The organism is Paraconexibacter sp. (assembly GCF_041602235.1).
Classification (GTDB): domain Bacteria; phylum Actinomycetota; class Thermoleophilia; order Solirubrobacterales; family Solirubrobacteraceae; genus Paraconexibacter.
The window spans coordinates 1-8,119 of record NZ_JBFIGP010000172.1; the positions used below are offsets into that span (position 1 = coordinate 1).

The 8,119-nt window shown below is 71.4% G+C and carries 10 protein-coding genes; 2 read left to right on the forward strand and 8 right to left on the reverse strand.

Going from position 1 to position 8,119, the window contains the following annotated elements; genetic code table 11:
- The 8 genes from ABYE80_RS13545 to ABYE80_RS13580 form a co-directional block, all read right to left on the reverse strand.
- Positions 1-560: GTP-binding protein (locus ABYE80_RS13545; protein ID WP_372790812.1), on the reverse strand; the 560-nt coding region annotated here is incomplete at its 3' end.
- Between the two features lie 19 nt (positions 561-579).
- Positions 580-1,506, reverse strand: coding sequence for a sulfate adenylyltransferase subunit CysD (gene cysD / locus ABYE80_RS13550; protein WP_372790813.1), 927 nt, complete (start codon positions 1,504-1,506; stop codon positions 580-582).
- A complete protein-coding gene (locus ABYE80_RS13555; RefSeq protein WP_372790814.1) occupies positions 1,503-2,417 on the reverse strand; it encodes a sulfite exporter TauE/SafE family protein in 915 nt (304 codons plus the stop codon). Before ABYE80_RS13555 ends, cysD begins: the two co-directional genes overlap by 4 nt.
- A 3-nt stretch (positions 2,418-2,420) precedes the next feature.
- Positions 2,421-3,050: a phosphoadenylyl-sulfate reductase gene (locus ABYE80_RS13560; protein WP_372790815.1), complete on the reverse strand. Its 630-nt coding sequence runs from the start codon at positions 3,048-3,050 to the stop codon at positions 2,421-2,423.
- A complete protein-coding gene (locus ABYE80_RS13565; protein WP_372790816.1) occupies positions 3,050-4,891 on the reverse strand; it encodes a nitrite/sulfite reductase in 1,842 nt (613 codons plus the stop codon). Before ABYE80_RS13565 ends, ABYE80_RS13560 begins: the two co-directional genes overlap by 1 nt.
- A 90-nt stretch (positions 4,892-4,981) precedes the next feature.
- Positions 4,982-5,188 (reverse strand): hypothetical protein, encoded by a 207-nt coding sequence (locus tag ABYE80_RS13570; protein ID WP_372790817.1) that lies wholly within the window; start codon positions 5,186-5,188, stop codon positions 4,982-4,984.
- A 32-nt stretch (positions 5,189-5,220) separates the two neighbouring features.
- A complete protein-coding gene (locus tag ABYE80_RS13575) occupies positions 5,221-6,195 on the reverse strand; it encodes an ornithine cyclodeaminase family protein (protein ID WP_372790818.1) in 975 nt (324 codons plus the stop codon).
- A gap of 2 nt (positions 6,196-6,197) precedes the next feature.
- Complete coding sequence (locus ABYE80_RS13580) at positions 6,198-6,911, reverse strand: RDD family protein (protein ID WP_372790819.1); 714 nt, start codon at positions 6,909-6,911, stop codon at positions 6,198-6,200.
- Positions 6,912-6,949: 38 nt separating this feature from the next.
- On the opposite strand from ABYE80_RS13580, the gene ABYE80_RS13585 reads away from it, so the two are divergent.
- Entirely contained in the window at positions 6,950-7,714 is a 765-nt protein-coding gene (locus ABYE80_RS13585; RefSeq protein WP_372790820.1) for a hypothetical protein, read from the forward strand.
- A 177-nt stretch (positions 7,715-7,891) separates the two neighbouring features.
- Positions 7,892-8,119, forward strand: a 228-nt coding sequence (locus tag ABYE80_RS13590) for a hypothetical protein (RefSeq protein WP_372790821.1), incomplete at its 3' end; no start/stop codon positions are given.

Sequence of the window (8,119 nt, forward strand, 5' to 3'; positions counted from 1 at the left end):
CCGCGCAGGCGGCCGGCCAGCGAGAGGAAGTCCCGGACGATCCCGTCGAACACGTCCTCCTGCCAGTCGACGAGGTCCATCTTGTTGACGGCGACGACCAGGTGCGGGATGCCGAGCAGGGCGCTCAGGTACGCGTGGCGCTTGGTCTGCTCGATGACGCCCTTGCGCGCGTCGATGAGGACGATCGCCAGGTCGGCGGTCGACGCGCCCGTGACCATGTTGCGGGTGTACTGCACGTGCCCGGGCGTGTCGGCCAGGATGAACGTGCGCCGCGCGGTCGCGAAGTACCGGTAGGCCACGTCGATCGTGATGCCCTGCTCGCGCTCGGCCCGCAGACCGTCGGTCAGCAGCGAGAGATCCGGCACGTCGGAGCCGCGCTTGCGCGAGACCTCCTCGACGTGCTCGAGCTGGTCGGCGAGCACCGCCTTGGAGTCGTAGAGCAACCGACCGATCAGCGTGGACTTGCCGTCGTCGACGGACCCGGCGGTCGCCAGGCGCAGCAGCCCGGCGTCGGCCAGGCCGGCGGCGTCGGTGTGTGGGCGGGGTTCGGCGGTCATCATCAGTGGGTCTCCAAGCGGCCTAGAAGTAGCCGGCGATCTTGCGGTCTTCCATCGCCGCTTCGGTCACCTTGTCGTCGGCGCGGGTCTCGCCGCGCTCGGTCACGCGCGTCGCCGCGATCTCCGCCACGACGGCGTCCAGCTCGCGAGCGGTCGACCGCACGGCACCGGTGCAGCTCATGTCGCCGACGGTGCGGTAGCGGACGGACTCCACGAACGGCTCCTCGCCGTCCATGAGCTGCACGAACTCCGACGTCGCGTAGAGCATCCCGTCGCGGGCGAACACCTCGCGCTCGTGCGCGAAGTAGATCGACGGGATCTCGAGCTGCTCCTGGGCGATGTACTCCCACACGTCGAGCTCGGTCCAGTTGGAGATCGGGAAGACGCGGACGTTCTCGCCCCGCCGGATCCGGCCGTTGTAGAGGTTCCACAGCTCGGGTCGCTGGCGCTTGGGATCCCAGCCCCCGAAGTCGTCGCGGAAGCTGAAGATGCGCTCCTTGGCGCGGGCCCGCTCCTCGTCGCGCCGGGCGCCCCCGAACGCGGCGTCGAAGCCGTGCTCGGCGATCGCGTCGAGCAGCGCCGTGGTCTGCAGCCGGTTGCGCGAGGCGCGCGGACCGGTCTCCTCGGCCACGCGGCCCTTGTCGATCGCCTCCTGCACCGACGCGACGACCAGCCGCACGCCGAGCTCGGCCACGCGACGGTCCCGGAACTCCATGACCTCGGGGAAGTTGTGCCCGGTGTCCACGTGCATCACGGGGAACGGGATGGCGGCCGGCCGGAACGCCTTCTCGGCGAGCCGCAGCAGCACGATCGAGTCCTTGCCGCCGCTGAACAGCAGCACGGGGTTCTCGAGCTCCGAGGCGACCTCGCGCATCACGTGGATGGCCTCGGCCTCGAGGGCCTGCAGGTGGGTGAGCTCACGGCGCGGCGTGGTGACTGGGGGCGTCATGCGGGTGCGACCTCCGTGGTGGGGCGGACGGCGAGACGGGAACGGCGGCGTTGCAGCAGGAACGCTGCGGCGCCGATGAGGAGCGGGGGCGCGAGGATCCCGTAGGCGGGCAGTTCCAGCCCAGCCTTGGTGGAGACCCCGAGCGCGCTGGCCAGCAGCACGCAGCCCAGTGCGGGGCGAAGGCCGGCGGCCGGCACGCGCGGCAGCAGGTGCGTGCCGATCCAGACTCCGGGGAGCGACCCGATCAGGATCGTGCCCATGAGCCCGAAGTCGACGTTGCCGCCGACCCAGTGGGCGAGCCCGGCGCTCCAGAGCAGGATCGCGGCGTGGAAGACGTCGGTGCCGACGACCCGGTGGGGCGTCAGCCGGAAGATGAGGATGAGCGCGAGGCCGATCAGGGCGCCCGAGCCGACCGAGGTGAGCCCGACGACGAACCCCAGGACCAGCCCGATGCCGGCCGCTCCGCCGCGCACGCGGTTCGTCAGCTCGACGGTGTCCCGCTCGCGCTCCACGAGCTTGGGCATGAACAGCGCGCGGGTGAGGATGGTCACCGCGACGATGACGAGCGCCACCGCGATGCCCGCCAGCAGCACCTTGTCGAAGCCCTTGCCGTAGCGCTCGTGCAGCAGGTCGACCGCGACGACGCCGAGCAGCGACCCGGGCACCGACCCGACGGCGAGCCACTTCGAGACGCCCATGTCGACGGTCCCGGAGCGCCAGTGCTTCCAGCCGCCCAGGGTCTTGGTGACCGCGCCGTAGGCGAGGTCGGTGCCGATGGCGACGACCGGGCTGATGCCCGCGAACAGCACCAGCAGCGGGGTCATCAGCGAGCCGCCGCCGATGCCGGTGAGCCCTACGAGGATGCCCACTCCGAGACCGAAGAGGACGATGACGAGATCGATGCCGAGCATGCGTCAGACGTGCAGCCCGCACTCGGTCTTCTCGGTGCCGGCCCAGCGTCCCTCGCGGCCCGAGCCGGGCTTCGTGCACGGGGCGCAGCCGATCGACGAGTAGTCGCGGTCGTGCAGCGGGTGGTACGGCAGCTCGCGTTCGAAGATCCGCGTCCAGAGGTCCTTCTCGGTCCAGGCGGCGAGCGGGTTGAACTTGGGGATGCCGCCGCGCTTCTCGTCCGCTTCGACGAGCTGCGCGCCGGACCGCGTCGGGGCCTGCTCCCGGCGGATGCCGGTGATCCAGGCCTGCGCGCCGGACAGCGCGCGCTCCAGCGCCGCGACCTTCTGCGCGCCGCAGCAGTGCTCGGGGCCCGACCACGGCTCGACGCCCTCCGGAGCGCTCGCGTCCTCGACGTGGACGGTGAGGCCCCAGCGGTCCTCGAAGGCCTTCCAGGTCTGCAGCGTCTCCGGGAAGAGGACGCCGGTGTCGATCGTCACGACACGGACGCGGTCGAGCGCGCCGAGCCGCGCGAGCTCGTCGACGATCACCGACTCCTCCTTCTGGAAGGAGCAGAGCAGGACGAGGCCGTCGCCGCCGTGGGCGGAGACCGCGTCCTGCAGGGTGCGCGTGGTGTCGGCCCCCAGGTGGGTCATCAGACCGCGCACTCGCCCTCGCCGCGCACGACCTGGAACGGCACCTTCTTGTTCCAGTCGATGAACATGTCCATGGTGTCGAGGCCGAACTCGACAGGCAGCGACAGGTCGCGGGCCTCGTCCTCGAAGCGCTTGGTGCCCACGCGCTCGGCGAACGCGTTGAACTCCTCGCCCTCGTGGCGCTCGGCCTCGTACATGCGCAGCCACCGCTCGACGGCCTCCGGCCCGCGCTTGGCGGGGATGCGGATCTTCAGGCGGGCGCCGTACTTGACCTCGCCCTTCTCGTAGGTGCCGCCGATGTGCGCCACGTACGCGGGGATCGTGTGCTCGCCGACCTTGATCGACGCGCCGTAGAAGCCGATGTTGGCGATGTGGTGCTGGCTGCAGCCGTTGGGGCAGCCGGACATCTTGATCTTGACCTGGCGGGTGAGCGGGTCGGTGATGCCCATCTCGGTGACGCGCTGCTGCACCGCCTGGTTGAGGCCCATCGAGCTGGCGATGCCGAGCTTGCAGGAGTCGGTGCCGGGGCAGCTCACGACGTCGAGCACGGTGCGGACCCCGGGGTCCCCGAGCCCGAGCTTCTTGAGCTCGGTGTAGACCTCGTAGACCGCCTCGTCGCGCACCCAGCGCAGCAGCAGGTTCTGCTGGACGGTGGTGCGGGCAAGGCCGCCGCAGTACTCGCGCATGATGTTCGCGAGGCCGCGCCACTGGTAGGGCACGAGGTCGCCGCGCGTGATCTTCACCTCGACGGCGCTGTAGCCCTCCTGCTTCTGGGGCTGCACGTTGTACTCGCGGAACGCCTCGAACTCGCGTGCGTCGCCGTTGGGCGAGGCGTACTGGCGGGTGGGGTCGAAGGCCGGGGCCAGAGAGGCCTCGTCCACGTCGAAGTACTTCTCGTCGATCGAGAAGTCCCGCTCGTGGACCCAGTCGCCCTCGAGCTCCTCCTTGATCATCTGGGTGACGGCCTCGGCGCCGTCGCGGTCGACGAGGACCTTGATGCGCGCGCGGGCGCGGTTGACGCGCAGCCAGTCCTGCGCGTCGAAGATGCGGAACACGGCCTCGGCGACCTTCAGGTACTCACCGTCGTCGGCGGACGCGAAGTCCCACAGGGTGGGGGCGACGCGCGGCATGATCGAGGTGCCGCCGCCGACGCGGACCTCGAAGCCCTTGACGCCGTCCTTGATCTTCGCGAGGAAGGCGATGTCGTGGATGCCGGTGATCGAGCGGTCCTCCGCCGGCGTGCCGTCGAAGGCGGTCTTGATCTTGCGCGGCATCAGCTGCGTGGTGGGGTGGCGCACGAAGTAGCGCACGTAGGCGCCCACGTACGGGGTGGTGTCGAAGACCTCGCCCTCGGCGATGCCCGCCCACGGGTCACCGGTGACGTTGCGCACGGTGTTGCCGCAGCCCTCGCGCGAGGACAGGCCGGTCGGCGCGATCTCCCGGATCAGCTTGGCCATCTTCGCGAGCGGGATGTGGTGCAGCTGGATGTTCTGGCGCGTGGTGATGTGCGCCTTGCCGAGCGGGGCGTACTTCTCGGCGATGTGCCCGAACATCTCCATCTGCTCGGGGGTCACGCCGCCGAACGGCAGCTTGATCCGGCACATGTTCACGTCGGGCTGGCGCTGGCCGTAGACGCCCTGCTTCAGCCGGAAGCCGATGAACTCCGTCTCGGGCGTCTGGCCCTCGAGGAACTTCGTCGCCTCGGTGTCGAAGTCGTCGAACTCGCGCTCGATGATGGGGATGATGTGACCGGGGACGTCGCGACGCTCTGGATCGCGCAGGGATCCGCGTCCGCTGGGCGCGGGGTCGGCGTGGACGTCGGGGACCGAAGTGGGCTCCATTCGGCCAATCTAGCAAAACCTGATCCAGTTTTAGGAATTGACCCTTTCGGGCCAGTCGCCGCGCCGCCTGGGCGCAACGCCAAACGCGCTCTACAGCCAGGGATGCTCCGCGTCCGAGCGCAGGCCGACACCCTCCAGCAGCGCCGCACGCTTCCACCCCGGGAGCGCCGGCTCTTCGGCGACGATGACCGGCGCGTGATCGCGCAGGAACTGCTGGATCGCGGCGACGACCGCCGCAGCCTCCTCGGGCGTGGCCGAGGGACTCGTGATCTGGACCTGCGGGAGCGCGTCGGACATGGCGCCGGAGGCTACCGGGCGCAGCGCGAGGGCTACAGCGTCACGACCTGCGCCTGGACGCGCCCCTCCCGCAGCGCGGCGAGCGCCGCGGTCGCGATCGCCAGGTCCTGGATCGCCAGGCCGGTGGAATCGAAGAGCGTCACGGCCTCGGTCCCCCGGCGCCCTGGTGCCTCGCCGGTCAGCACGGCGCCCAGGTCGGTGACCTGCTCGCGGCGCACCATCCCGGCTTCCACGGCCCCGGTCAGCTCCCCGCCGTGCGAGGCCTGTGCCCACTCGTCGCAGAAGAGCGCGCACGACGCGACGGCGCCGATGCTCATCTCCGCCTTGCCCGGGCCGTCGGCTCCCAGGAGGTTGAGGTGCAGCCCAGGTCGCAGGGTGCCGACGTCCAGCACGATCTCGGTGCCGGGCGTCACGAGGGACACGACGTCGCACCCGACCGCGTCGCGGATCGAGCCCACGCGCCAGCCGTCCGGGCCGAGTTCGTCGGCGAGCGCCCGGGCGACGTCCGGCCGCGGATCGACCAGGACGTTCCCGCCCTGCCCGCCGTACCCCTCGGCCACGAGGCAGCGCGCGGCCCAGGCGCCGTGCAGCCCGCAGCCGATGACCGCGACGCGCTGCGCGTCCGGGCGCGCCAGCGCCCGCGCGGCGATCGCGGCGACCGCGCCGGTGCGCAGCGCCGTGACGGCGCGAGCGTCCAGGAGCGCCAGTGGCTCGCTGGTGCGCGCGTCGCTGACGCACACCAGGCCCATCACGGTCGGCAGCGGCCCCTCGGGACGGCTCGGGTTGCCCGGGAACGAGGAGATCCACTTGAGCATCGCGAGGTCGCCGCCGAGCGCGGGCATCGCGCGGAAGTCCCCGTACGGCGGAGACTGCAGGTAGACCTTCGACGGCATCGTCCACTCGCCCCGGTGGTGGCGGACGAACGCCTCGCGGGTGTGCGCGATCGCCTCCTGCGGGGAGACCGCGGCGAGCACCGCGTCGTAGGAGAGGACCGGGAGGTCGGTCACGCTCAGCCGTCCAGCCCGATGCGCCCGGCGAGGTCGTCGCTGCCCGAGGCGGTTCGCGTCGGCGCCTGCGCGGGCGCCGCGATCGGCGCCTGGTACGCGCCGCCCCCGAACGCGTCCGCGGGTTGATCCGGCCTGTCGAGCACCGCTCGCGTGCTGACGATCAGGTCGTGCAGCGCGCGCTGGTGCGGATCCCAGAGCGGCCAGAGGTAGCTCAGGAGGATCCCCAGGCTGAAGAGGCTGAGCGCCCCCTTCGCCACCGCTTCGCGCAGGAACGCCCGCCCCCAGCCGACAGCCGATCCGTCGTAGTTCACGACCTTGATGCCGATGATGCGCCGCCCGGGGGACCGGCCGCGTGTCAGGCCCATCATCACCCACGGGTAGGTGAAGAGGGTCAGGAAGCCGGCGCCCAGCCCCCAGGCGAACCAGTACGGCATGGTCTCGGTGACGGTGCGGTCGTCGCTGTCCGTCGTCTCGTAGGAGAAGGAGTCGCCCCCCGTGACCGCGGCGACGATGCCCGCGATCGTGGCGACGATGAGGAACTGGAAGAACCAGTCCAGCAGCAGCGCGCCCGCGCGCGAACCCCACGGCGCGGCGGGCAGCGCCATCGCGGCGCGGGGACCCGCGTCCGCGCCGGGCTGGATCCACTGCGGCGTCTGCTCACGGTCGGGCGTCCGGAACCCCGGAGGCGGCGGCGGGGGCGGGGGAAGATCGGTCACGGGCCGATGATCCCACGCCCGCCGGTAGATTCAGTCCCGTGCTGCCATCGGCCACCGAGCGGATCCTCGCCACCCTCCCTGACGACGCGACCCTCCTGGACGTCGGCGGGTGGGCCGCCCCCTTCAACCGCGCGACCCACGTGCTCGATCTCATGCCGTACGAGACGCGCGGCGCGATGGGCAGCTACGGCCCGCGGGCGGAGCGGTTCACCCGCAAGACGTGGACGGTGCGCGACATCTGCGACCGCCGCCCGTGGCCCTACGCGGACGACCAGTTCGACTTCGCGATCTGCGTCACGACGCTCGAGGACATCCGCGATCCGATCTGGGTGTGCCACGAGCTCGGCCGGGTGGCGAAGGCCGGGTACGTCGAGGTCCCGACGATCGAGGCGGAGCTGATCTTCAACGTCGAGGGCAACGGCCCCTGGCTCGGGCACGAGCACCATCGCTGGCTCTGTGACGTCGAGGACGGGGCACTGCGCTTCACCCACAAGCCGCACTCGATCCACCACGACTGGACGCTGCGCGTCAACGAGCGCTGGCGCGCGCGGATGGAGCTCGAGGATCACCTGCTCGGGCTGTTCTGGGAGGGCGAGCTGCCGGCGTTCGAGCGGCCGCTCATCGGCGAGGACGACTACCAGCGCCTGTTCTCCGAGCTGCGCGACCGCGTGCGGCAGCGGTTCGAACCGTCGGACGCCGAGCTGCGGCTGAAGACCGCGCGGGACCTCGCCCGTCACGGTGCGGCGCTCGCCGCGAAGCGCCCGCGCAAGCTCGCCGAGTCGCTGATCGACCGCCTGCGCTGATCGACCGCTTGCGTTGGGCGGTCGTCGGTCGAACGGCTATTTCCGGATCGTCGATCGACCGAACCGAAGGGTGCGATCGGGCGACCCGACCGGCCCCGTTCGGGGCTGTGATGTCCGGCGGGACGACCATCCGTCTCGGGGATCGAGGAACACGCCCCCGACGGTCAGGGTCTTGGTGTGTCGTTTCTCCTCGACACCCAAGGTGGGCCACGCGGCCCTCGGTCCGCGACATCCGCGTACCACCGGGCGCCACGTCCGCTGCGACCGGTCGCGCTCGCGCTCCTGGTCGCGGTCGCGCTGCTGGGCCTCGTGGCGGAGGCCGGAGCGGCGAGCCGCTACGGGTCGGCGTGGGCCCTGCGGTCCGCCGGGGTGCCCAAGACCGTGTCGCCCGTTCCGCAAGGTCCC

Coding starts and splice junctions, on each gene's coding strand:
- cysD (WP_372790813.1), bottom strand. CDS start 1,506: ATGACGCCCCCAGTCACCACGCCGCGCCGTGAGCTCACCCACCTGCAG.
- ABYE80_RS13555 (WP_372790814.1), bottom strand. CDS start 2,417: ATGCTCGGCATCGATCTCGTCATCGTCCTCTTCGGTCTCGGAGTGGGC.
- ABYE80_RS13560 (WP_372790815.1), bottom strand. CDS start 3,050: ATGACCCACCTGGGGGCCGACACCACGCGCACCCTGCAGGACGCGGTC.
- ABYE80_RS13565 (WP_372790816.1), bottom strand. CDS start 4,891: ATGGAGCCCACTTCGGTCCCCGACGTCCACGCCGACCCCGCGCCCAGC.
- ABYE80_RS13570 (WP_372790817.1), bottom strand. CDS start 5,188: ATGTCCGACGCGCTCCCGCAGGTCCAGATCACGAGTCCCTCGGCCACG.